The 21,587-nt window shown below is 68.1% G+C and carries 22 protein-coding genes; 10 read left to right on the forward strand and 12 right to left on the reverse strand.

The features are described from left to right. Positions 1-78 precede the first annotated feature (78 nt). From AVTE2539_RS17160 to AVTE2539_RS17170, 3 genes are read left to right on the forward strand one after another with little or no spacing between them, the layout of a single operon-like run. On the forward strand, positions 79-654 hold the full coding sequence (locus AVTE2539_RS17160; protein ID WP_284412360.1) for a TetR/AcrR family transcriptional regulator: 576 nt from the start codon (positions 79-81) through the stop codon (positions 652-654). Next, positions 651-992: a DMT family transporter gene (locus tag AVTE2539_RS17165; protein WP_284412362.1), complete on the forward strand. Its 342-nt coding sequence runs from the start codon at positions 651-653 to the stop codon at positions 990-992. The genes AVTE2539_RS17160 and AVTE2539_RS17165 overlap by 4 nt, the downstream gene beginning before the upstream one ends. A 21-nt stretch (positions 993-1,013) precedes the next feature. Next, a complete protein-coding gene (locus tag AVTE2539_RS17170) occupies positions 1,014-1,700 on the forward strand; it encodes a pentapeptide repeat-containing protein (protein ID WP_284400340.1) in 687 nt (228 codons plus the stop codon). Between the two features lie 143 nt (positions 1,701-1,843). On the opposite strand, the gene AVTE2539_RS17175 is transcribed toward AVTE2539_RS17170, so the two are convergent. From AVTE2539_RS17175 to lptF, 6 genes are all read right to left on the reverse strand, one after another. Then, complete coding sequence (locus AVTE2539_RS17175) at positions 1,844-2,467, reverse strand: hypothetical protein (protein ID WP_284412365.1); 624 nt, start codon at positions 2,465-2,467, stop codon at positions 1,844-1,846. A gap of 231 nt (positions 2,468-2,698) precedes the next feature. Then, positions 2,699-3,871, reverse strand: a complete 1,173-nt coding sequence (locus tag AVTE2539_RS17180) for a pyridoxal phosphate-dependent aminotransferase (protein ID WP_284412367.1) — start codon at positions 3,869-3,871, stop codon at positions 2,699-2,701. A gap of 88 nt (positions 3,872-3,959) precedes the next feature. Further along, positions 3,960-4,901: a CysB family HTH-type transcriptional regulator gene (locus AVTE2539_RS17185; protein WP_092743937.1), complete on the reverse strand. Its 942-nt coding sequence runs from the start codon at positions 4,899-4,901 to the stop codon at positions 3,960-3,962. A 127-nt stretch (positions 4,902-5,028) separates the two neighbouring features. After that, positions 5,029-5,403 carry a sirohydrochlorin chelatase gene (locus AVTE2539_RS17190; RefSeq protein WP_284412369.1) on the reverse strand — a complete coding sequence of 125 codons (375 nt, stop codon included), beginning with the start codon at positions 5,401-5,403 and terminating at the stop codon, positions 5,029-5,031. 17 nt (positions 5,404-5,420) lie between these two features. Beyond that, entirely contained in the window at positions 5,421-6,524 is a 1,104-nt protein-coding gene (gene lptG, locus AVTE2539_RS17195) for an LPS export ABC transporter permease LptG (protein ID WP_272563755.1), read from the reverse strand. Further along, on the reverse strand, positions 6,521-7,615 hold the full coding sequence (lptF, locus tag AVTE2539_RS17200) for an LPS export ABC transporter permease LptF (RefSeq protein ID WP_272563754.1): 1,095 nt from the start codon (positions 7,613-7,615) through the stop codon (positions 6,521-6,523). The genes lptG and lptF overlap by 4 nt, the downstream gene beginning before the upstream one ends. A gap of 23 nt (positions 7,616-7,638) precedes the next feature. On the opposite strand from lptF, the gene AVTE2539_RS17205 reads away from it, so the two are divergent. The 4 genes from AVTE2539_RS17205 to AVTE2539_RS17220 all read left to right on the forward strand — a co-directional run bounded on the left by AVTE2539_RS17205 (position 7,639) and on the right by AVTE2539_RS17220 (position 11,419). Then, positions 7,639-9,150, forward strand: coding sequence for a leucyl aminopeptidase (locus tag AVTE2539_RS17205; protein ID WP_284412372.1), 1,512 nt, complete (start codon positions 7,639-7,641; stop codon positions 9,148-9,150). Between the two features lie 19 nt (positions 9,151-9,169). Then, positions 9,170-9,604 carry a DNA polymerase III subunit chi gene (locus AVTE2539_RS17210; RefSeq protein WP_284412374.1) on the forward strand — a complete coding sequence of 145 codons (435 nt, stop codon included), beginning with the start codon at positions 9,170-9,172 and terminating at the stop codon, positions 9,602-9,604. Beyond that, the gene (locus tag AVTE2539_RS17215) at positions 9,604-10,128 is read left to right on the forward strand and encodes a hypothetical protein (RefSeq protein ID WP_284412376.1); all 525 of its coding nucleotides are present in this window, start codon (positions 9,604-9,606) and stop codon (positions 10,126-10,128) included. Before AVTE2539_RS17210 ends, AVTE2539_RS17215 begins: the two co-directional genes overlap by 1 nt. Before the next feature lie 160 nt (positions 10,129-10,288). Next, positions 10,289-11,419, forward strand: coding sequence for a branched-chain amino acid ABC transporter substrate-binding protein (locus tag AVTE2539_RS17220; RefSeq protein WP_272563750.1), 1,131 nt, complete (start codon positions 10,289-10,291; stop codon positions 11,417-11,419). Between the two features lie 133 nt (positions 11,420-11,552). Here AVTE2539_RS17220 and AVTE2539_RS17225 read toward each other — a convergent pair whose 3' ends face one another. Further along, positions 11,553-12,560, reverse strand: a complete 1,008-nt coding sequence (locus AVTE2539_RS17225; protein ID WP_284412378.1) for a D-2-hydroxyacid dehydrogenase family protein — start codon at positions 12,558-12,560, stop codon at positions 11,553-11,555. A 350-nt stretch (positions 12,561-12,910) separates the two neighbouring features. On the opposite strand from AVTE2539_RS17225, the gene AVTE2539_RS17230 reads away from it, so the two are divergent. Then, positions 12,911-14,617 carry a long-chain fatty acid--CoA ligase gene (locus tag AVTE2539_RS17230; protein WP_284412379.1) on the forward strand — a complete coding sequence of 569 codons (1,707 nt, stop codon included), beginning with the start codon at positions 12,911-12,913 and terminating at the stop codon, positions 14,615-14,617. Positions 14,618-14,632: 15 nt separating this feature from the next. Here AVTE2539_RS17230 and AVTE2539_RS17235 read toward each other — a convergent pair whose 3' ends face one another. After that, entirely contained in the window at positions 14,633-15,016 is a 384-nt protein-coding gene (locus AVTE2539_RS17235; RefSeq protein ID WP_272563747.1) for a PilZ domain-containing protein, read from the reverse strand. A gap of 120 nt (positions 15,017-15,136) precedes the next feature. On the opposite strand from AVTE2539_RS17235, the gene AVTE2539_RS17240 reads away from it, so the two are divergent. Both AVTE2539_RS17240 and AVTE2539_RS17245 read left to right on the forward strand, forming a co-directional pair. Continuing rightward, positions 15,137-15,886: a 2OG-Fe dioxygenase family protein gene (locus AVTE2539_RS17240; RefSeq protein ID WP_284406907.1), complete on the forward strand. Its 750-nt coding sequence runs from the start codon at positions 15,137-15,139 to the stop codon at positions 15,884-15,886. 136 nt (positions 15,887-16,022) lie between these two features. Further along, complete coding sequence (locus AVTE2539_RS17245; RefSeq protein WP_272552433.1) at positions 16,023-16,460, forward strand: universal stress protein; 438 nt, start codon at positions 16,023-16,025, stop codon at positions 16,458-16,460. A gap of 125 nt (positions 16,461-16,585) precedes the next feature. On the opposite strand, the gene AVTE2539_RS17250 is transcribed toward AVTE2539_RS17245, so the two are convergent. The 4 genes from AVTE2539_RS17250 to AVTE2539_RS17265 all read right to left on the reverse strand — a co-directional run bounded on the left by AVTE2539_RS17250 (position 16,586) and on the right by AVTE2539_RS17265 (position 21,468). Next, positions 16,586-17,569 (reverse strand): Bug family tripartite tricarboxylate transporter substrate binding protein, encoded by a 984-nt coding sequence (locus tag AVTE2539_RS17250; RefSeq protein WP_284412382.1) that lies wholly within the window; start codon positions 17,567-17,569, stop codon positions 16,586-16,588. A gap of 126 nt (positions 17,570-17,695) precedes the next feature. Beyond that, entirely contained in the window at positions 17,696-18,454 is a 759-nt protein-coding gene (locus AVTE2539_RS17255) for an SDR family NAD(P)-dependent oxidoreductase (RefSeq protein WP_284412384.1), read from the reverse strand. A 133-nt stretch (positions 18,455-18,587) separates the two neighbouring features. Further along, entirely contained in the window at positions 18,588-19,289 is a 702-nt protein-coding gene (locus AVTE2539_RS17260) for an RluA family pseudouridine synthase (protein ID WP_284412386.1), read from the reverse strand. Then, a complete protein-coding gene (locus AVTE2539_RS17265; RefSeq protein ID WP_272563742.1) occupies positions 19,273-21,468 on the reverse strand; it encodes a PAS domain-containing hybrid sensor histidine kinase/response regulator in 2,196 nt (731 codons plus the stop codon). The genes AVTE2539_RS17260 and AVTE2539_RS17265 overlap by 17 nt, the downstream gene beginning before the upstream one ends. Positions 21,469-21,587: the final 119 nt, after the last annotated feature.

The following is a 21,587-nucleotide window of genomic DNA, read 5'->3' on the forward strand; positions in this document are numbered from 1 at the left end:
CAGCCAACTTGCAATCCTTATCGGGGCGCGGTCAAGCGGCCCCTGGATCAGCCCCGGAAAACACAATGGTTTTTATGTATGTCTGAAGCCCATAAACGCCTGAAACAACCCGAATGGGTGCGAACCCAGTTGCTTGCCGTGGCAGCCGATCTGCTGGTGCAGGATGGCCCGGAAGCGGTCACTCTGGACGCCGTCGCGCACCGTGCCGGTGTGACCAAAGGCGGCTTGCAGCACCACTTTCGCACCAAGCAATCGCTGCTGGATGCGCTGTGCGATCAGTTGTTCGATGCATTCGACGTGTTCTACGCCGCGGCACTCGAATCCGAGCCCGAAGCTCCGGGTCGGCACGCGCGGGCCTACCTGAAGACCTGTTTCCAAGGCGGCCAGACTGCCGAAGAGCGCCTCACGCAGCGTGCCATTGCCCTGCTGGCCTTGGCGTTGCCGGCCTGCCGCGAGCGCTGGAGCGCCAAGATGCGCGTCCTGCTGGCCGAGGACCGTGTCGACCCCGCCGCCACGGACCGATTGTTCCTGTGCCGCCTGGCGGCCGACGGCTTCTGGTTCGACCAGTTGCTGGATGTCTACGGCACGCCGCCAGACCGCAAGGACCGCCTTCTTTCCCTTCTGCTCGAACTCACCCAAGGAACCGCGCCATGACCGTGCACCCCAGCTATCTCATCTTGGGACTGGCCATCGCTTTGGAGGTGGTGGGCACCACCGCGCTCAAGGCGTCGGACGGCTTCACCCGCCTGGTGCCCAGCCTGATCACTGGGGTGGCGTATGCCGCCTCTTTCTATGCACTCTCGCTGGCCTTGAAGACGATTCCGGTGGGGGTCGCCTATGCCATCTGGTCGGGCGTTGGCATTGTGCTGATTTCGGTGGTGGGCTGTGTGGTGTTTCGGCAGCGGCTCGATGCGCCGGCGATGGTCGGCCTGGGGCTGATCATCGCGGGGGTGCTGGTGGTCAATCTCTTTTCCAAGAGCACGGGGCATTGAATCGTGATGGCCCGTTCCGACATGGATTCCGCGCTTTTCAGCGACCAGGTTTTTTCGCGCGGTGCGCTGGTGGCGGCCCTCGCAGGGCCGCATGGCCCGCTGGCGTTCGAGCACTGCCGGTTCGACGGAGAAGACCTTTCCGGCCTGGACCTGGGTGGTGCCCGGTTCCTGGATTGCACCTTCGCCGAGACCCGCTTCGAGAAGGCGATGCTGGCGGATTCGCGCTGGCTCGATTGCAAGGCGCGGCAAGCGGATTTCAGCTTGGCCGATCTGTCCGGCGCCCGGCTGTGCAGCAGCGATTTCAACAACACGCGTTGGACCGGCACCAAGCTGGCGGGCGTGCTGTTCACCGAGGCCAAGCTGACGGGGGCGCATTTCAATCAGGCGACCACCTTGGGGCTGGAGTTTCACCAGTGCCGACTGGTGGGCGCGGACCTGCGCGGCCTTTCGTTCCGCAAGCGCAGCCTGGAGCAATTGGATCTGTCCGAAGCCGACCTGGCTGGATGCGATTTCCGCGACGCGGTCTTCGAAGGCGGCAGCCTGCGGGATGCGAACCTGAAGAATGCGCGCTTCGACGGCGCGGACCTGCGCTCGGTGGACCTGGGCGGCCTGACGGTGACCAACGTGGCCCAATCGTTCAAGGGTGCGATGCTGTCGATGGATCAGGCCGCTGCACTCATCGGTGGCCTGGGCGTCCGCGTGGGCTGAACGGGCAGGGCGGGCCATCAGCGCTTTTGGCAAGCCATCGAATGCGCGCCAGCCTCCTGCTCGCGCCTTGCCTGCGGGACTGGCTGGCCGACTGAATTCGCTGGTTTTCGCGCGGCAGGACATTCACGGACGGCGCATGTCACTCAATGCGGGCAGCCGCCACGGGGGCCGGTGCATGGCAGTGGACCCGGCTGAATGCCCCTGGCGTGGCGGTGGTGCAAAAAAGCCATGAGCCCTGCCATGCCAGCGGCTGCCAGGAGCAGCAGCGCCACATAGACGCCAAGCGCATGTTCGAACGCCACGGTGTCGTTCCATGAACGTGCGATACCGAGAAACGAGGCGTACAGCCACGAGATCGAAGACACGGTGGCAAACCCGGTCAGCAGCAGCACCCGGCCCAGAGGCCACTGCAGGAAGACCGTGCCCTGCTGCATGTGCGGAAATGCGAAATGGTGCATGAGCATTCCGTTCAGCGTCAACACGCACACGGTGAGCACCTTCATCCAGAGTTTCTCGTTGGCCAGATACCCGGGGTACTGTGCTTGGCCGACGTAGAGAAAGCCCAGCCCGGTCACCCACAGCACGCCCAACGCCACCGTCATCGTTCGCTTGGTATGGAGCAGGTTCTCCCACTGCTGCGCTGAAATCGGGCGGTGGACGGAGCGAAGAAACCGGAAGTCATACTCCAGCATCTTTCCCACGGCAACGGCCGTGGCGAGCAGGTGAACGAAGACGAGCGCATTCTTGAGGAGCATGGCGTGACGCACGGGGCGCCTTGAGAGGTGTCGCAGCGTGAGTGCCCCAACGGTCCGTCTTTGGTTGCCTGCAGGTCCACAGAATTTGCAGAGGACACCTCACGGCTTCCATTCGCCCCCTTTGGCGCGGGGGCCCATTGCGCCCCATGGCGCCTTTGCTGATGCCCTGTCGCACAGGGCCGGCTTTTCTCGACTGGCTGCGCGACGCGTTGGCGGGTCAACCAGAATGATCGCCTTTTGTGATCAGAGCTTGCGCAGCCGCTGCAGTGCCTGGCGCAGCGTGTCGTCCTGCTTTGCAAAGCAAAACCGCACCACGCGCTGGTCGAACCCGTCGCCATAGAAAGCCGACAGCGGGATCGCCGCCACGCCCACCTCGCGGGTCAGCCACTGGCAGAAGTCGGACTCGTTCAGATCGCTCACTGTCGAAATGTCCACGCACTGGAAGTAGCTTCCCGTGCTGGGCAGCAACCGAAGGCGCGAGCCTTCCAGCCCCTGGCGGAACAGATCGCGCTTGGCCTGGTAGAAAGCGGGCAGTTGCAGGTAGGGCGCCGGGTCCTGCAGATAGGCCGCCAAGCCGTGCTGCACCGGCGTGTTCACGGTGAACACGTTGAACTGGTGAACCTTGCGAAACTCCGCCGTCAGCGCGGCCGGGGCCGCGACGGTGCCGACCTTCCAGCCGGTGACGTGGAAGGTCTTGCCGAAGCTCGACACGATGAACGCGCGTGCTGCCAGGCCGGGAAAGCGTGCCGCGCTCTCGTGCTGCGCGCCGTCGAACACCATGTGCTCGTACACCTCGTCGCTGATGAGCAGCACATCGGTGGGAGCGAGCAGTTCTTCCAGCGTGCGCATGTCCTCGGCCGTCCAGATGGTGGCGCTGGGGTTGTGCGGGCTGTTGATGATGAGCGCGCGCGTGCGCGGCGTGATGGCCGCGGCGATCTTGCTGAAATCGGGCCGGAAACTGCCCGGCGTGAGCGGCACCCGCACCACCGTGCCACCTGCCAGTTCCACATTGGGGGCGTAGCTGTCGTAGCAGGGGTCAAGCACGATCACTTCGTCACCCGCATGCACCGTCGCCAGGATGGCGGTCAGGATCGCCTGCGTGGCGCCAGCGGTGATGGTGATTTCCGTGTTGGCGTCATACCGGCGGGCATGGAGCGCTTCTATCTTGGCAGCCACGGCTTCGCGCAGCGCAGGCACGCCTGCCATGGGCGGGTACTGGTTGTGCCCGGCGCGCATGGCGCGGTCCACGGCATCGATCAGTGACGGGTCGCAGTGGAAGTCCGGAAAGCCCTGGCCCAGGTTCACGGCGCCATGCTCGGCCGCCAGGGCCGACATCACCGTGAAGATGGTGGTGCCCACCTGGGGCAGTTTGCTGGGAAAGGCGGGTGTGCGCGGTGCGATGTCGGTGGAAGTCATGGCGCGAGGGGCTGGCTGGAAAGACGGTCTGGGAAAAGAGCGGTTTCGATGCGGAACGAAAGCTGCTCGGTATGCGGGCGGTGCGGGTTCAGAGTTCGTAATCGTTCACGTGGCCGGTCATGGCCCGGGCGATGAGTTCGCGGTTCAGTCGGTCGCTCAGCAGCTCGGCGAACTTGTAGACGAAGTTGCGCAGGTAGGCGCCACGCTTGAACGCCACGCGTGCCACGCTCTGGCCGAAGAGGTGACCCACGGGCCGCACCACCAGGTCGCCCAGCGGGTCGTCGCGCATCGCCATCTCGGCCACGATGCCGATGCCCAGGCCCAGGCGCACGTAGGTCTTGATCACGTCGGAGTCGATGGCCTCCAGCACGATGCGCGGCTGCAGCTTGCGGGCGGCGAACGCCTGGTCGATCTTGCCCCGGCCGGTGAACGACGGGTGGTAGGTGATGAGGGCTTCGTGCGCGATGTCGTCCAGGCCCAGGCGCTCCTTTTGCGCCAGCGGGTGGGCGGTGGGCATCACCAGCACATGCTGCCATTCATAGCAGGGCAGGGTGACCAGATCGGGATAGTCGGCCAGCGACTCCGTGGCCATGCCGATCTCGGCCACCTCGTCGATCACCATGCGCGCCACCTCGTGCGGCGTGGCCTGGTGCAGGCTGATGTTCACCTTGGGGTACGCTTCACGCAGCTTGGCCACGGGCAGGGGCAGCACGTAGCGCGCCTGCGTGTGGGTGGTGGCGATGCTGAGGGTGCCGCTGTCCTGCGCACTGAACTGCTCGCCGATGCGCTTGAGGTTGCCGACCTCGCGCATGATCAACTCGATGCTCTTGAGCACGTGCTGGCCCGGCTCGGTGATGCGCTTGAGCCGCTTGCCGTGGCGCGCGAAGATGTCCACGCCCAATTCCTCTTCCAGCTCGATGATGGCCTTGGACACGCCGGGCTGCGAGGTGTGCAGCGCCTTGGCGGCTTCGGTCAGGTTGAGGTTGCGGCGCGCGGCTTCCTGAACGAAGCGGAATTGGTGCAGATTCATATCGTATCGCTGCTAAAGAAGGCGATCATTATGCTGCAGCTGTCTAAGGATCAAAACAGCGGCTGTCCAATTTTTGAAAGGGCCCGGGTCGCGTCCGGAAGGCTACCTTCCCGCCTGGATGTCCGCGTCAGGCCGAGCCGGCGATCTCCGCCATCAATGCGGTCATGCGCGGGTCCTCACCGATGGCGCCCTGGACTTCGAAGTGCACTTCGGGGTGCGTGGCGCGCAGGGTCTGTACCAGGAGCGGAAGGTCCTCGCGGGCGTGCTTGCCCGTGCCCAGGAACATCGGCACCACCGTCACATGCCGGGCACCTTCGTCCACCAGCGACTGCACGGCCTCCGCGAGGTCGGGCGTGGTCAATTCGAGATAGGCGCAGCGCACCCGCAGTTCGGGGCGATGCTGCTGCAGGTGGGCCTGGACGGCCTCCATGGGGGCGCGCCACAGCGGGTCGCGCGAACCATGGGCGAACAGCACGACGCCTCGGGGTGGATTAGCAGTCAACGCGTGCGCTCCTTGGGTCACCGGCGCAGCACCAGCCAGCCGAAGGCGGCCAGCGAAAGCACCGAATAGATCAATCCCGGCGCCGCCGCAGTGAGCCAGGGCGACCAGTTCTGCAGGTTGCCCGCGTAGCCGAAGACGTTGTTCAGCAGGAAGAAGCTGATGCCAGCCATCACCCCGCCGAACACGTAGCCCGCGATGCCGCCGGAGCGGAAATGCAGGTAGGCGAAGGGCAGCGACAGCACCACCATCACCAGGCAGCTGAGCGGGTAGAACACCTTGCGCCAGAACTCGATCTCATAGCGCTGCGCCGACTGGCCGTTGGCCTCCAGATGGCGGATGTACTGGAACAGGTCGATGGTGGCCATGCGGTCGGGCTTGAGCAGCGCCGCGGACACCATGTCGGCGCTGATGCGCGTGGGCCAGCGCAGTTCGGCCTCCTGCAGGCGCTCGACTCGTGCCTCCGCCTCACCGCTGCGATGGAACACGCTGCGCTTGACCTGTTTCAGCTCCCATTGGTCGCTGCCGACCGTGCCGCTGGCGGCCTGCAGGGTGGAGGCCACCCGGCCATCCGCATCGAACTCGAACACGCGGATGTTGAGCATGCCGCCATCGGGGCTGAGCGCACGCACGTTCACCGCCATCGAATGGGTGCCCTGACGCTCCTTGAGCCAGGCGCCCGTCGCGCCGGTGGTCAGTTGCCCCAAGTGCCGCGCCTTGACCAGCTGCGCCGCGCGGTCGGTCATGGGGGCGATGTAATCGCCGACAGCGAAGGTCAGCATGACGAACCCCAGGCCCAGCACCAGCAGCGTGCGCAGCGCGCGCCAGGGCCCCAGGCCGCTGGTGCGCATGATGGTGAACTCCGAGCTTTGCGCCAGCCGCGCCATCACGAAGATCGTGCCGATCAGCACCGTGATCGGCAGCAGCTCGTAGAGATGGCTGGGAATGCTGAGCGCAACGAACAGCATGGCATGGGACAGCTGGTAGCCGTCCGGCCCTGTGCGGCCCACCCAGCGCAGTTCATCGACCATGTCGAAGAAAAAGAACAGCGCGAGAAAGCCCAGCGTGACGAAAGCCACGGCCGACAGGGCTTCTCGGTAGATCAGGCGGCGGATGGTTTTCATGCGCGGCCTCCGCGGCGCCACAGCATGCTGGGCGACCAGCGATGGTGGCGCGCCGTCAGCAGCGCCAGGCCCAGGGCCAGCGTGCCCCCGTGCAGCAGCAGCATGAACGGCACCACGCCGAGCCGTCCGGAACTGATCCAGCTTTGTCCCAGGGTCATGAGGTTGTAGTAGACGACGAAGGCGAACAGCGCCAGCACCAGGCTGCTGCTGCGACCGGCGCGGGGGTTCACGCTGGCCAGCGCGAGCCCCATCACCACGAAATTGAGGGCGGCCACCGCCAGACCGAAACGCCAGCCCAGTTCGGCGCGGAAGGCCGGCTCGGCCGAGGCCAGCAGGGCAGGGGTGGAGATGGTCTTGACGGCCTGCTCATCCTGCGCGCCCGGGGGCGCCGATCCGATGCGCGTGCCGTACTCGATGAACTCGCTCACCTTGAGCCCGGGCTTGTCCACGGTGGTCTCCAGGCGCTGGCCGTCGCTCAGCAGCACCATGCGCTCGCCGTTGCGCGTCTCCAGCCGGGCGCTGCGGGCGGATGTCACGGTCTCGCGGCCGCGCTCGGTCGAGGCGATGAAAACGTTGCTGGCCTGTTCGTTGTCCGGGCTTTCTCGGTCGATGAAGAACACGCGGCTGCCGTTGGCGGACTCCTGGAATTCACCGGGCGCGATGCGGTCCACGTCCCCGCGCTGTTCGTACTGCACCTTGAGGGCCTGGATCTGCTGGTTGGCCCAGGGCCAGATCACCAGGGCCAGGGTCGCGATGACCAGCATCACCGGCCAGGCAAAGCGCAGCAGCGGGGTGAGCAGGTTGATGAGCCCGCGGCCGCTGGCGAACCAGATCACCATCTCGCTGTCGCGGTACATGCGCGAGAGCGTTCCGACCACGGCCACGAACAGGCTCAGGCTCAGGATGGTGGGCAACTGCCCGAGCACGGTGAAGCCCATGACGAGCATCACGTCGGAGGGATTGACGCTGCCGCGCGAGGCCTGGCCGAGCGTGCGGATCAGCATCATGGTCATGACCACGGTGACCAGCACCACCAGGGTCGCGCCGAAGCTGCGCGCCAGCTCCTTGCGAATGGATGAATCGAATAACATTGGCTCGAAGGAAAACACCGATTATGAACTTCGATCTGAAGACCCTGAGCCTTGACGGCGCCGCCGCCGAGAAATGCGACCTGCTGGCCATCGTGGTGGCCGACGGCGCAAAACCCGCCGGCGGTGCGTTGCCCAGCCTGATCGCGCATGCCCTCAAGAACGGCGACTTCGACACCAAGGCCGGCAAGAGCCTGCAGCTGTACCAGATGCCCGCCGTGTCTGCACGCCGCGTGGTGCTGCTGGGCGGTGGCGACGGCTCCGCGCGCGCCACGCGCCAGGCCATCCTGGCGGCGGCTTCTTTGTTTAAATCTCCCCAGGTCAAGCGCGCTGCGGTGTGCTTTGCCGCGCCCCCCGCCAGGGGGGCCGTCTACGCCGCCGTGCAGGCGCTGGCCGAAGCGACCTACATCTACACCGCCACCAAATCCAAGACCGAGCCCCGCGTGCTGTCACGCGTGGTGGTCGGCGTGGCGGACGCCGCTGCGGCCAAGTCCGAGTTCGCGCGTGGCACGGCCCTGGTGTCGGGTATCGAATACGCCCGTGAATGGGCCAACCGCCCGGCCAACCATGCCACGCCCACGCTGCTGGCAGGCGCCGCGAAGGCCCTGGCCAAGTTCCCGTCCATCCAATGCAAAGTGATGGGCCCCGCCGAAGCCGCCAAGTTGGGCATGGGTGCCTTCCTGGCGGTGGCGCGCGGCTCGGAAGAGCCGCTGCGCTTCATCGAGCTGCGCTATGACGGCGGCGCGCGGGGGCAGGCGCCCACGGTGCTGATCGGCAAGGGCATCACCTTCGACACGGGCGGCATCTCGATCAAGCCCGCGGCCGAGATGGACGAGATGAAGTTCGACATGGGCGGCGCCGCCAGCGTGCTGGGCGTGTTCCGCGCACTGGCCGAACTCAAGCCCTCCATCAACGTGGTGGGCCTCATTCCCGCGTGCGAGAACATGCCCGATGGCCGTGCGGTCAAGCCCGGCGACGTGGTCACCAGCATGAGCGGCCAGACCATCGAAGTGCTGAACACCGACGCTGAAGGCCGGCTGGTGCTGTGCGATGCCATCACCTACGCCGCGCGCTTCAAGCCGGCGGCGATGGTGGACATCGCCACCCTGACCGGCGCCTGCGTGGTCGCGCTGGGCGGCCTGCGCAGCGGCCTGTTCGCCACCGACGACGCGCTCGCGCAAAGCCTGCAGGCGGCTGGTGACGCGGCGCTCGACCCCTGCTGGCGCATGCCGCTGGACGACGAATACGGCGACGGGCTCAAGAGCAACTTCGCCGACATGGGGAACGTGGCGGGGCGGGCTGGCGGCGCCATCACGGCGGCCAAGTTCCTGCAGCGTTTCGTGGGCGACACGCCCTGGGCGCATCTGGACATCGCCGGCACGGCCTGGAAGGGCGGTGCCGCCAAGGGCGCCACGGGCCGGCCGGTCGGCCTGCTCGTGCAATACCTGCTCGATGCGGCTGCGCAACCCCGCGCCAAGGCGCCTGCCCGCAAGCCGGCGGCCAAGGCCGCACGCGCGCCGCGCGTGTCGGCCCGCTGATCGCGCCGACCGGTTGGCCATGACGGAAATCGCCTTCCACTTCAATGCGCCGGACAAGCTGGCCTATGCCTGCCGCTTCGCGCGCAAGGTGCTGCGCAGCGATGCCAGGCTGGTCATCACGGGGCCGGAGTCCGCGCTCGACGGCCTGGACCGCGCGCTCTGGGCCATGGCCCCGCAGGATTTCGTTGCCCACTGCAACGAGCGCGACGGCGAAGACCTGCGCGATGCCTCGCCCGTGCTGCTGGCGCAGGACCTGCGCTTGGCGACCCACCATGAGGTGCTGCTGAACCTGGGCGGCACGGTGCCGCCAGGTTTCGAGCGGTTCGGCAAGCTGGTGGAAGTGGTGAGCGCGCACGACGAGGCCGACCGCAGCGGTGCGCGCGACCGGTGGCGCCACTATGCGTCGCGCGGCTACCAGATCGTGCGGCACGACCTCGTCCTGAAAGGCGCGTGATGTCTTCCCCGCCCAAGGCACCCCCCAGATTTGTGCCCACGCTCACCGATGTGGTGCAGCTTTCGGACGGCGTACCCGGCGTGGGGCAGCCGGACCCCGCGGCGCCCGGTTCTCCAGCCCCCGCAGCGCCTGCGGTTTCGCCTTCGTTTCCGAAGCCCCCGGTGGTCGCCGGGTTGCCGCCCCGGCCGGTGCTGTCCCCTGTCGTGGCGCCGTCCATGGCGCGGCCCGTGGTGTCGCCCGCTGCGCCGGTAGCGCCCCGCGCCCCGGTGCCTTCGCCCATGGACTTCGGGCGGTCGGCGGAAGGCCTCAAGGACATCGAAGAGGTGGTGATCCACCGTGTCATGCAGCGGGTCGACGTGGTGCTGGATCAGCGGCTGCGCGAGGCGATCGCCACCGTTGTCCTGGAGCAGACGCGCTCCATCGTGCCCCGGTTGCGCGAAGAGGTGGAGTCGGTGGTGCGCCATGCGGTGTACGAAGCCGTGGCCGAAGAGCTGGCCGGACACGCCGGAACGCCCCCCGTTTGACCTCTGCTGCAGGTGCGTTGGGTCAGTGACAGGGTATTCCCCTGTGGTTTCTGCCGCATGTCATCGTGTTTCCTAGTGATCTGGCCCATAAATTGCGATATGTTTCCGGCGTTGAGACACAACAATACTTCTCAGCGCTCACCCCTTAATGGAGATTCATATGCAACTGAAGTTGAAACTGACCGTGGTTGCCGCTATCGCGGCTTTTGCCGGCGCGGCCTCTGCACAAGAGCAGGTGGTCAAGATCGGTCACGTGGGACCGGTCTCCGGCCCACAAGCTCACTACGGCAAGGACAACGAAAACGGCGCCCGCATGGCAGTTGAAGAACTGAATGCCCAAGGTGTCACGATTGGCGGCAAGAAGATCAAGTTCGAACTGCAGGCGGAAGACGATGCTGCAGATCCGAAGCAAGGCACCGCCGCCGCACAGAAGCTGTGCGATGCGAAGGTTGCTGGCGTGGTGGGCCATCTGAATTCCGGCACGACCATCCCTGCCTCCAAGGTGTACAACGACTGCGGCATTCCGCACGTCACCGGCGCCGCCACCAACCCCAACCTGACCAAGCCAGGCTACAAGACGACGTTCCGCATCATCGCCAACGACAACGCCCTGGGCGCTGGCCTGGCGTTCTATGCGGCCGACACGCTGAAGCTCAAGACCGTGGCCATCGTCGATGACCGCACGGCCTACGGCCAGGGCGTTGCCGACGTGTTCAAGAAGACGGCGGCTGCCAAGGGCATGAAGGTGGTGGACGAGCAGTTCACGACCGACAAGGCCACCGACTTCATGGCCATCCTGACGGCCATCAAGTCCAAGAACCCCGATGCGGTGTTCTACGGCGGCATGGACCCCCAAGCCGGCCCGATGCTGCGCCAGATGGAACAGCTGGGCATGGGCAACGTGAAGTACTTCGGTGGCGACGGTATCTGTACTGCTGAAGTGGCCAAGCTGGCCGCCGGCGCCAAGACGCTGAACAACGTGGTTTGCGCCGAAGGCGGCGCTTCGCTGGCCAAGATGCCTGGCGGCACCGCATGGCGCGCCAAGTACGACGCCAAGTACCCCAACCAGTTCCAGGTGTACAGCCCCTACACCTACGACGCCACCATGCTGCTGGTCGATGCCATGAAGCGTGCCAACTCGTGGGATCCTAAGGTCTACATCCCTGAACTGCAAAAGTCCAACTACAAGGGCGTGACGGCCAACATCGCCTTCGAACCCAATGGCGAACTGAAGAACCCCGCCATCACCCTGTACGTGTACAAGGACGGCAAGAAGACGCCTCTGAACTGAGCGCGCAGCGGCACCGCCGGTTGAAAGACCGGTGGTCCGCGCCAAGCAAAAGGCCTCCGGTTCGGAGGCCTTTTTTCATGGTGCGGGCGAAACGGGCCGCGCTCGATTCCGGTGTGGCCGGGGGATTGGCGCTTCAGCGCCGGACCTGCAGCGCGCCCGGGTTCACGATGTTGGTGGGCGTGCCCCGGATGTAGTTGACGACGTTGTCGAACGCGGCCCCGAAGTAAAGCTCATAGCTGTCCTGCTCCACGTAGCCGATGTGCGGCGTGCAGATGCAGTTCTCCAGCCGCAGCAGGGCATGGCCCTGCAGGATCGGCTCGCTCTCGAACACGTCCACGGCGGCCATGCCGGGGCGGCCGCGGTTCAGGGCGGCGATCAGGGCATCGGCCTCGATCAGTTCGGCGCGCGAGGTGTTCACCAGCAGCGCGGTGGGTTTCATGCACGACAGGTCTTCCAGCCGGATGATTCCGCGCGTCTCGTCGTTCAGGCGCAGGTGCAGCGAGATCACGTCGCACTGGGCGAAGAACTCCTCGCGCGTGGTCGCCACCTGCAGCCCGTCGCTCAGGGCCTGGGCGCGCGAGGCCTCGCGGCCCCACACCCGCACGTTCATGCCGAAGGCCCGGCCGTAGCCGGCGACGATCTGCCCGATGCGCCCATAGCCCCACAGGCCCAGCGTCTTGCCCCGCAGCACGGTGCCGACGCCGAAGTTGGGCGGCATCGACGCCGCGCGCAGGCCCGACTGCTGCCAGGCGCCATGCTTGAGGTTGGAGATGTACTGGGGCAGGCGGCGCATCGCGGCCATGATGAGCGCCCAGGTCAGTTCGGCTGGCGCCACCGGCGATCCCACGCCTTCGGCCACCGCGATGCCGCGCTCGGTGCAGGCCGCCACGTCCACGTGCGGGCCGATCTTGCCGGTCTGCGCGATGAGTTTGAGGCGCGGCAGTTTCTCGACCAGCTGGCGCGAGATGTGAGTGCGTTCGCGCACCAGCACGATGATGTCCGCGTCCTTCAGGCGCACCGAAAGCTGGCCCAGCCCCTTGACGGTGTTGGTGTACACCTTGGCGTTGTAGGGGTCCAGGCGTGCGGCGCAATGCAGCTTGCGCACTGCGTCCTGGTAGTCGTCGAGAATGACAATGTTCATGTTGTCCGTAAAACCCGCAAGCTGCGGGGCAGGGCCTGTGGGAGGGCCCTGCCGCAGAAATCGAAAGAATCGTGCCGCGCGGCCTGCCGGGCCCGGGCGGTGCCGGCGGGGCAGGGCGCTTGGCCCAGCCGTACATTGTCGTTGATGCGCGCGGCCGCGTCGCCGCGCAAGCCCGCTCAAAGCGCCGGTGCGGGACACGCGGTTACAAAAGTCTCCGTCCTGGCACCATTGCCGTCCCTCGGCGGGCCATGGGCAGACCGGGTCGCCCACGCGACCGGCCGTAGGGGGCATCCCCGATGCCGGGCCCGGGGCAGGTCACTAGGCTGCAAGCGAAAGGAACCGAATCGCCCATGCCTGCCCACCACGCCTTCTGGCCCCGACGCCTGCCGCACGCGCTCACGCCGCCCGCCACCTCCCTCTGGGACAACCTGGCGATCAGCGCCCGCCGCTACCCGGACAAGCCGGCGCTGGTGTTCTTCGGACGCACGCTGACCTACCGCGCGCTCGCCGACGGCGCCGAGCGGATGGCCGCGCAGCTGCATGCCCTGGGCGTGCGTCAGGGCGACCGGGTGTTGCTGTGCATGCAGAACTGTCCACAGTTGGTGCTGGCGCACTTCGCCATCCTGCGGGCCAATGCGGTGGTCGTGCCGGTCAACCCGATGAACCGGGCGCAGGAACTCACCCACTACATCACCGACCCCGACGCACGCGTGGCCATCACCACGGCCGACCTGGCCCCCGAGCTGGTGCAGGCCAGCGATGCGCTGGCGCCGGGCGCGGGCTTGGCCCACCTGGTGGTGGCGCAGTTCACCGATGCGTTCTCGCCCGAGGAGGCCGGCGCCGACGCGATTCCGCCGGCGTGGCGCGACTGGCTCTGCACCCGCCACCCGCTGCCGATCCTGGCCGGCGGCCAGGTGCATGCCTGGACGGATGCGCTGGCCTGCACGGCGCCCGCCCCGGATCTCACGGTCGGGCCCGAAGACCTGGCCGTGCTGCCCTACACCAGCGGCACCACCGGCCTGCCCAAGGGCTGCATGCACCCGCACCGCAGCCTGATGCACAACGCCGTGGCCAGCAGCCTGTGGGGCACGGCCACGCCCGAGAGCGTGACGCTGGCCGTCGTGCCCATGTTCCACATCACCGGCATGGTCAGCGTGATGCATTCCTGCATCTACGTGGGGGCGACCCTGGTGCTCATGCCGCGCTGGGACCGGGACCTGGCCGGGCGGCTCATCTCCCGCTACCGCGTGAGCAACTGGACCAACATTCCCACGATGGTGATCGACCTCATGGGCAGCCCGAACTTCGGCCAGTACGACCTGTCCAGCCTGGTGTACATCGGCGGCGGCGGCGCGGCCATGCCGCAGGCGGTGGCGCAGCGGCTGTTCGAGCAGTACGGCCTGCGCTACACCGAGGGCTACGGCCTCACCGAGACCGCCGCGCCGTCGCACACCAACCCGCCGGACCATCCCAAGCAGCAATGCCTGGGCATTCCGTTCATCAGCACCGATGCCCGCATCATCGACCCCGACACGCTGCAGGAGCTGCCCGCCGGCGAGCAGGGCGAGATCGTGATCCACGGACCGGGTGTTTTCAGCGGCTACTGGAAGCTGCCAGGGCCCACGGCCTCGGCCTTCATCGACCTGGACGGCAAGCGGTTCTTCCGCTCGGGCGATCTGGGGCGGGTGGACGACGAAGGGTATTTCTTCCTGACAGACCGGCTCAAGCGGATGATCAACGCCAGCGGCTTCAAGGTCTGGCCGGCCGAGGTGGAGGCGCTCATGTTCCGCCACCCGGCGATCCAGGAGGCCTGCATCATCGCCGCGCGCGACAGCTACCGCGGCGAAACGGTCAAGGCCGTGGTGGTGCTGCGCCAGGAGCACCGCGGGCAGGTGACCGGCGAGGACATCATCGCTTGGTGCCGCGACCACATGGCCGTGTACAAGGTGCCGCGCGTGGTGCAACTGGTGGACGCGCTGCCCAAGAGCGGCAGCGGCAAGGTCATGTGGCGGGCCTTGCAGGAGGCCGAGCTGGTGGCCAGCCCTGCCGCCGCCTGATGGGCAGCGCCGCGCCTATTGCGCCGCGTGCGCGGCAATGAGTTCCGCCAGGTCCCGCTCCAGCAGGGCGGGGTCACCCAGCTGCAGCTCGATCACGCGGCGCAGGTGGGTCACGCTGTCCAGGTCCATCGTGCGGCACTGCAGGCCGGCATGCGGGCCTTCGATGTGCACGATGTCGCCGGTCATGGCGATGTGGTCGTTGTCGGCCGACAAGGCGATCACCAACTGGCACGGCGCGCCGGCTGGCAGTTGGGCGGCGGCGGGCTCCGTACCCAGGGCGAGCAGCGCGCCTTGCAGCGACAGGTCCAGCACCTGCACGTCGAACGTGCCCAGGCCGGTGGTGAGCAGCGCGGGTGCATCGAAAGCCACACGGACGTAGTGGCGGCGTTCATGGGGCATGGCGGATTCCTGGAATGGCGAAGGCCCCGCCATGCTACTGCACGGTTGTGATGCCGCCAGCGGATGGCTGGCACTTTTGCAGCAGGTTCCAGGGGCAGGCCGGGTTAAGCTTGGCCGCCTATGGCGCACATCACCTTCTCCCCTCCGTACCTGCCACCGGACCAAGTGGCAAGCCATCTGCGCAGCGCCGGCTATGCCGTGCTGCGGCCTGCCGACACCGCGGCGTGGATCGGTTGCCCGCTGGACGAGCTCCAGGCGTTGCACGCCGACTGGAGCGGCCTGCCGCCCGATGAGTTCCTGAAGGACGGCGGGCGGTACCGCCGCCGCCGCCATGCGAGCTTCGTCGCCGATGGCGACAGCGTGCAGGCGGTGCCCCACCGCGCGCACTGGCAGCCGGTGGAATACAACGCGCTGCATGGCGGCATGCAGCGGATGTTCGCGCCGATGCTGGACACCACCGTGGCGCGCCCGGCCTGGCGGCAATTGATCGCCGCGCTGGCCCGCGTGTCGCAGCAGGCCCTGGCCGCGCAGCCCGAGCGCTGGTTCGTCGAGGCGCACCAGTTCCGCATCGACACCACCGACGGCATCGGTCGTCCCACGCCGGAGGGCGCGCACCGCGACGGCGTGGACCTGGTGGCGGTTTTCCTGGTCGGCCGTGAGCGGGTGAAGGGCGGCGAGACGCGTATATTCGAAGCGTCCGGGCCCAGTGGGCAGCGCTTCACGCTCAGCGAGCCCTGGTCGCTGATGCTGCTGGACGATGCGCGCATGATCCACGAGACCACGCCCATCCAGCCGCTGGCTGACGGCGGGTTCCGCGACACGCTGGTCGTGACCTGCCGGCGTGGCGGCTTCCAGGACGCGCCGGCTTGAGGCCCATGACTTGATGCGGATCAACGGCCGGCCAACCGGTCGCCGCGACACTGGGGCCTGAGGCGAGCAACCGATCGCGCAGGCGATCCCCCCGGCCCAGGCCCTGCCTGATCCATCAACCGAAGGAGAAGTAACCATGTTCAAGCACATCCTGATTCCCGTGGACGGCTCGCCGACCTCCATGACCGCGGTGTCCAAGGCCGCCGGCCTGGCCAAGGCGTTCGGTGCGGCCGTGACCGCCGTGTACGTGGTGGACCCGTACCCGTTCACGGGCGTGGGCGCGGACTTTGCCTATGGCCAGTCGCAGTACTTGAGCGCTGCGACGGCCGAGGCCAACGTGGCGCTGGACGGCGTCAAGAAGGCCATGCAGGAAGCCGGCGTGCCGGTGACGGCGGTGGTGGGCGAGGGCCATGCGGTGCACGACGGCATCCTGCGCGCGCTGGAGACCAGCCAGGCCGACCTGATCGTGATGGGCTCGCATGGCCGCCGTGGCCTGGAAAAGCTGGTGCTGGGCAGCGTGACGCAGCGCGTGCTGGGCGCGGTGCACGTGCCCGTGCTGGTGGTGCGCGACTGATCGCCAGTCGATGTCATGGGGGCCGGCGTTGACCCGGCCCTCAAAGCAAAACGGCTCCCTCGGGAGCCGTTTTTCATGGGGAGCGTTGCCTGCAGGCAGCAGGGGGAACAAGGCCCGTGCCGCACCTATTCGATCTTCGCGCCGGAGGCTTCCACGATGCCCTTCCACTTCGCGTAGTCGGTCTTGAGCAGCGTGGAGAACTGCGCGGCCGACAGCGACTCCGGCTCGGCGCCCTGCGCCTGGATGGCGGCCTGCATCTCCGGCGAGGCCAGCAGCTTGTTGACCTCGGCGTTCACCGTGGTCACCACGTTGGCGGGCGTGCCGGCCGGCGCGAAGATGCCGTACCACGAACTCACGTCGAAGCCCTTGTAGCCCGACTCGGCCACGGTGGGCACGTCCGGCAGCGACGAGCTGCGCTTGGCCGAGGTGACGGCCAGCGGGCGCAGCTTGCCCGACTTGATCTGGCCCATTGCCGAGGGCACGGAGGACACCAGCAGGTCCACGTTGCCCGCCAGCGCGTCCATCAGCGCGGGGTTGGAGCCCTTGTACGGAATGTGGCTCAGCTTGATGCCCGCGGCCTTCTCGAACAGGTCGCCGGCCAGGTGGATGGTGGTGCCGTTGCCGGGCGAGCCGTAGGTGATCTTGCCGGGTTCGGCGCGGGCGGCGGCCACCACGTCGGCCAGGGTCTTGAAGCGGGAGTTGGCGCCGGTGGCGATGATCACCGGCGTGTAGGCCACGTGGGCCACGGCGATCAGGTCCTTGGTTGGGTCCCAGGGCAGGTTCTTGTAGAGCCAGGGCGCGACGACCAGGTTGTCCTTCTGGCCCATCACCAGGTCGTAGCCGGTGGGGGCGGCCTTCACGGCCTCGGTGATGCCGATGGTGCCGCCGGCGCCCGCGCGGTTGTCGGGCACCACGGTCCACTTGGTCACCTCGGTCAGCTTGGTGGCCACCAGGCGCGAGAGGATGTCGGTGCCGCCGCCGGGCGGGAAGGGCACGATCAGGCGCACCGGCTTGGTGGGGTACGTGGCGGCGGGCGGGGCCGTCTGCGCCTGGGCGGTGGCGCCCAGCGCCAGGGCGAGCGCGGTGAAGGAAAGCAGGCTGCGGATCATCGGTCGTGTCTCCATTTTTTGCGGGGGAAGTTCAAGCCAGTCGATGCAAGGCAAAAAAGGCCTTCAGCGCAATATTATCTAGGGCATATTGCTATTGAAAGCATAGCGTTTGCACGGGGGTGGCCCTCAGGCGTCGCGCACGTCGGCCACGGGCGTTTCGCCGAAGTCGGCACGCTCCAGCCAGGCCAGCACGCGCGCCGCCGCATCGGCGGGCGAGGTGAGCTGGCCGCCCGCCTTGAGGTTGGCGAAGTTCTGCACGTCAGGGAAGTCGGCGGCGCTCGCATCGCGCAAGTGGGCCTGCATGTCGGTGTCGATCACGCCGGGCGCGAGCGAGCACACCTTGGCGCCGTTCGGCTTGGCGGCTTCGTCCAGCGCCAGGCAGCGGGTGAAGTGGTCCATGCCCGCCTTGGCGGCGCAATAGGCGGCCTGCGAGGCCATCGCGCGGCGCCCCAGGCCCGAGGAGATGTTCAGCACCTTGCGCGGCACCGGCCAGTTCTCGGTGGCGCCCAGGAAGGCGCCGCTCAGCTGCATCGGGGCCTCCAGCCCGACGCGCAGCGCGTGCGCCAGGTCGGCCGGGTCGCTGCCCGAGAGCGGTGCGATGCGCGGCACCACGCCGGCGTTGTTGATGAGGGTGGCGCTGGCGTACTCGCCGGCCGGCACGTTGGCCAGCCAGGTGCGCAGGCGGGCCGCAGCGTGCAGGCCCTGGGACAGGTCCTGCTCCCACTGCTCGAGCGTGGCGCCGGCCTGGGCGGCTTCGGCGGCCAGTTCGGGATGGGCGTTGCGTGAGAGGGTGAGCAGCGCGTGGCCGGGCTGCAGCAGCTGGCGGGCCATTGCCAGGCCCATGCCGCGCGAGGCGCCGGTCAAGATCGTGAGGTGTTTTGGCATCCGGCGATGGTACTGCGTAGCCCACGGTCGTGGCCGGCGGAGGCTTCGGGCGCGCTCCGGTTTCCGTGGCCCAGCATGCTATTAAAAACATAGCAATATGCCCTAGTGTTGATTGTGCTGGTGGCCCGAAACACTAAAAAGGCGTGGGGCACGAAAACGCCATGGGCTGCCCGGTGCGCGGATGCGTGAACGCCACCTGGCGCGCATGCAGCAGCAGGCGCGGCGCGCGGGCCTGCACCGCCACGGGCGCGTACAGCGCATCGCCCAGGATCGGGTGGCCGATGGCCGCCAGGTGCACGCGCAGCTGGTGGGTGCGGCCCGTCACGGGCTGCAGTTCGACGCGGGTGGTGTGGGCGGCGTCGTCGTGGGCGATCACGCGCCAGTGGGTCAGGCTCGGCTTGCCCTGTGCGGCGTCGATCACGCGCAGCGGGCGGCGCTCCCAGTCGGCGGCGATCGGCAGGTCGATGGCCTGCCAGCCGCCGGTGGTCCCATCGGTGGCGGGCGGCGCGGGCGCGGGGCCCTGCACCACGGCCTCGTAGCGCTTGTCCACCTGCCGTGCGGCGAAGGCGTCGCCCAGCGTGCGCTGGGCCGTCGCGTGCCGCGCCATGAGCACGATGCCGGAGGTCGCCTGGTCCAGCCGGTGCACCACCAGGGCGTCCGGCCAGTGCTGCAGCGCACGGGCGCTCAGGCAGTCCTGCTTGTCGGGGCCGCGCCCCGGCACGCACAGCAGGCCCGAGGGCTTGGCCAGCACCAGCAGGTCGTCGTCGGCATACAGGCAATCGGGCGGCGGTGCGGCTTCCCCGGCGCCTGGCGCCGCCTCAGTGGCGTCCGCCATCGGCCGGGTCATCGGGGCCCTTGGCCGTGCCATGCACCAGCTGGTGCACGGTGGCGCAAAGCTCTTCCACGTCGTTGGGCTTGTGGATGAGGGCGCTGGCGCCTTCGGCCAGGGCCGATTGTTCGATCTCCGCGGTGACGTGGCCCGAGGCCAGGGCCACCGGCAGGTCAGGGCGGATGCGCTTGGCCTCGCGCACCAGGTCCACGCCGCAGTAGCCGGGCATGTTGTAGTCGGTCACGAGCAGGTCGTAGTTGCGCGGGTCGGCGCGCAGGGCCTCGGTGGCTTCGTGCGGATCGGTGAACCCGGTCACCTGGTAGCCGCGGCGGCGCAGCAGGCGCCGCACGAGGAAGACCAGCGCCTCGTCGTCGTCCACGTACATCACGTGGCGCATGCGCTCGTCGGCGCTCTGCACGGGCGGCGGGGCGGCGGGCTGGGGGGCGTGCGGCGGTGCGCTCGGCGCCGAATCCGGCGCCACGGGGAAGTACAGCGTGAAGCGGCTGCCTTCGCCGGGGGCGCTGTGCACGTCCACCGCGCCGCCGTGCGTGCGCATCACGCCGTGCACCACGGCCAGGCCCAGGCCGGTGCCCTGGCCCACGGGCTTGGTGGTGAAGAAGGGCTCGAAGATGCGCTGCTGCGTGGCCGCGTCGATGCCCGGGCCGTTGTCCACCACGGTGAGCGCCACGTACTCGCCCAGCGGCAGGCCCAAGCGCTCGCACAGCCGCAGATCGGGCTCCAGGGCAGAGGCCTCCATGCTGACGATGCCGCGCGCCTCGCCGATCGCATGGATGGCGTTGGTGCACAGGTTGAGCAGTGCCTGCTCGACCTGGGTGGCGTCGGCCAGCACGGGGGGCAGCCCCGCATCCAGGCGCATGCGCAGCTCGATGGCGGGCGGCAGGGTCACGCGCAGCAGCCGCTCGGTGTCGTGCATGGCGTCGTGCACGCTCACGGCGGTGCGCTGCGGCGGCTCGTTGCGGCTGAAGGTGAGGATCTGGCGCACCAGGTCGCGCGCGCGCCGGCCGGCCTTGTCGATCTCGCGCAGGCTCTCCAGCACGGGCGAGGCGGCATCGCAATCGGCCTTGGCCAGCTCGACGTTGCCCAGGATGGCGCTCAGGATGTTGTTGAAGTCGTGGGCGATGCCACCGGCCATGGTGCCCACGGCCTGCATCTTGTGCGACTCGCGAAGCTGCGCTTCCAGCTCGCTGCGGTGGGCCTCGGCCTTCTTGCGGCCGGTGAGGTCGCGCGCGAAGACGGTGGTGGTCTCGCCCTCGGCATGGCGCTCGAACGACATGCTCACCTCCACCGCCAGCTCCTTGCCGCTGGCGGTGCAGGCCACCATCTCGCCCAGCACGGCCTGCGTGGTGAGCTGCGCGAACGCCAGCGCCTGCGCCGCATCGGGCAGGAAGCGGTCGAGCCGGCTGCCCATGGCGTCGGCCGTGGCGCACTGGAACAGCGCGGCGGCCGTGGGGTTGAAGACGGTGATGCGCTGGTGCTGGTCCACGCACAGGATGGCATCGAGGGCGGAGTTGATCACCGCCTCCAGTCGCCGCTCGCTGGCGTGCAGCTGGGCATTGCGCTCCTGCAGGGCCTGGGCGCTTTGCTGCAGCGCCTGGCGCTCGGTGAGCAGCGGTCCCTGGTCGATCACGGCGCACAGGAATTGCAGCACCGGCGGGCCGCTTTCCTGGGGCGCCTCGATGCGGGCGATGTGCAGGTCGCCGGTGATGGTGCCGCCCGAGCCCACGGGAAACACCACCTCGGTCGCCTCGCTGTGGCCGAGTTCGCGCGCCTGCGCGAAGGCCTCGCGCACCCGTTCGGCATCGGCCGCGCTCACGAACGGCATGAGCGAGGTGACGGGGCGGTCGGCCTCGGTGGGCTGGAAGGAGCGGTGCGCCATGGAGTTGGCCTGCACCACGATGTCGTGCTCGTCGAGCACCATGAGCGACAGCGGCACGCTGGCGAACAGCGTCTCGAAGCGCTCGGAAGCGCTTTCCGCCGCGGCCTGGCTGTAGCGCAGCACCTTGTTCTGCACCTCCAGCTCGGCCTGGTAGGCGCGCAATTCGCCGATCAGCGCGGCCACGGGGCCCTCGGCCCGGCTCGCGGGCGCGCGGCGCTCGGGCGGAACGGGCGCGGGCGGGTTCTCCGAACCCGGGGGCAGGAGCAGGGAAAGATCAGGACGGCTCATGGGCGAGGCAGCGACGGCAGGCAGAGCGGCAGCGGCGCCAGCGCCGCACGGAAGGGGCTCAGTGTACGCCCGCCCCTGGGTGCCGGCCAGCCGGTGGCCTGCTGCGGGAAGTGCCTTTC

Source organism: Acidovorax sp. SUPP2539 (genome assembly GCF_030158975.1).
Lineage (GTDB): Bacteria > Pseudomonadota > Gammaproteobacteria > Burkholderiales > Burkholderiaceae_C > Paracidovorax.

Coding starts and splice junctions, on each gene's coding strand:
- AVTE2539_RS17160 (WP_284412360.1), top strand. CDS start 79: ATGTCTGAAGCCCATAAACGCCTGAAACAACCCGAATGGGTGCGAACC.
- AVTE2539_RS17165 (WP_284412362.1), top strand. CDS start 651: ATGACCGTGCACCCCAGCTATCTCATCTTGGGACTGGCCATCGCTTTG.
- AVTE2539_RS17170 (WP_284400340.1), top strand. CDS start 1,014: ATGGATTCCGCGCTTTTCAGCGACCAGGTTTTTTCGCGCGGTGCGCTG.
- AVTE2539_RS17180 (WP_284412367.1), bottom strand. CDS start 3,871: ATGACTTCCACCGACATCGCACCGCGCACACCCGCCTTTCCCAGCAAA.
- AVTE2539_RS17185 (WP_092743937.1), bottom strand. CDS start 4,901: ATGAATCTGCACCAATTCCGCTTCGTTCAGGAAGCCGCGCGCCGCAAC.
- lptG (WP_272563755.1), bottom strand. CDS start 6,524: ATGAAAACCATCCGCCGCCTGATCTACCGAGAAGCCCTGTCGGCCGTG.
- lptF (WP_272563754.1), bottom strand. CDS start 7,615: ATGTTATTCGATTCATCCATTCGCAAGGAGCTGGCGCGCAGCTTCGGC.
- AVTE2539_RS17205 (WP_284412372.1), top strand. CDS start 7,639: ATGAACTTCGATCTGAAGACCCTGAGCCTTGACGGCGCCGCCGCCGAG.
- AVTE2539_RS17210 (WP_284412374.1), top strand. CDS start 9,170: ATGACGGAAATCGCCTTCCACTTCAATGCGCCGGACAAGCTGGCCTAT.
- AVTE2539_RS17215 (WP_284412376.1), top strand. CDS start 9,604: ATGTCTTCCCCGCCCAAGGCACCCCCCAGATTTGTGCCCACGCTCACC.
- AVTE2539_RS17220 (WP_272563750.1), top strand. CDS start 10,289: ATGCAACTGAAGTTGAAACTGACCGTGGTTGCCGCTATCGCGGCTTTT.
- AVTE2539_RS17225 (WP_284412378.1), bottom strand. CDS start 12,560: ATGAACATTGTCATTCTCGACGACTACCAGGACGCAGTGCGCAAGCTG.
- AVTE2539_RS17230 (WP_284412379.1), top strand. CDS start 12,911: ATGCCTGCCCACCACGCCTTCTGGCCCCGACGCCTGCCGCACGCGCTC.
- AVTE2539_RS17235 (WP_272563747.1), bottom strand. CDS start 15,016: ATGCCCCATGAACGCCGCCACTACGTCCGTGTGGCTTTCGATGCACCC.
- AVTE2539_RS17240 (WP_284406907.1), top strand. CDS start 15,137: ATGGCGCACATCACCTTCTCCCCTCCGTACCTGCCACCGGACCAAGTG.
- AVTE2539_RS17245 (WP_272552433.1), top strand. CDS start 16,023: ATGTTCAAGCACATCCTGATTCCCGTGGACGGCTCGCCGACCTCCATG.
- AVTE2539_RS17250 (WP_284412382.1), bottom strand. CDS start 17,569: ATGATCCGCAGCCTGCTTTCCTTCACCGCGCTCGCCCTGGCGCTGGGC.
- AVTE2539_RS17255 (WP_284412384.1), bottom strand. CDS start 18,454: ATGCCAAAACACCTCACGATCTTGACCGGCGCCTCGCGCGGCATGGGC.
- AVTE2539_RS17260 (WP_284412386.1), bottom strand. CDS start 19,289: ATGGCGGACGCCACTGAGGCGGCGCCAGGCGCCGGGGAAGCCGCACCG.
- AVTE2539_RS17265 (WP_272563742.1), bottom strand. CDS start 21,468: ATGAGCCGTCCTGATCTTTCCCTGCTCCTGCCCCCGGGTTCGGAGAAC.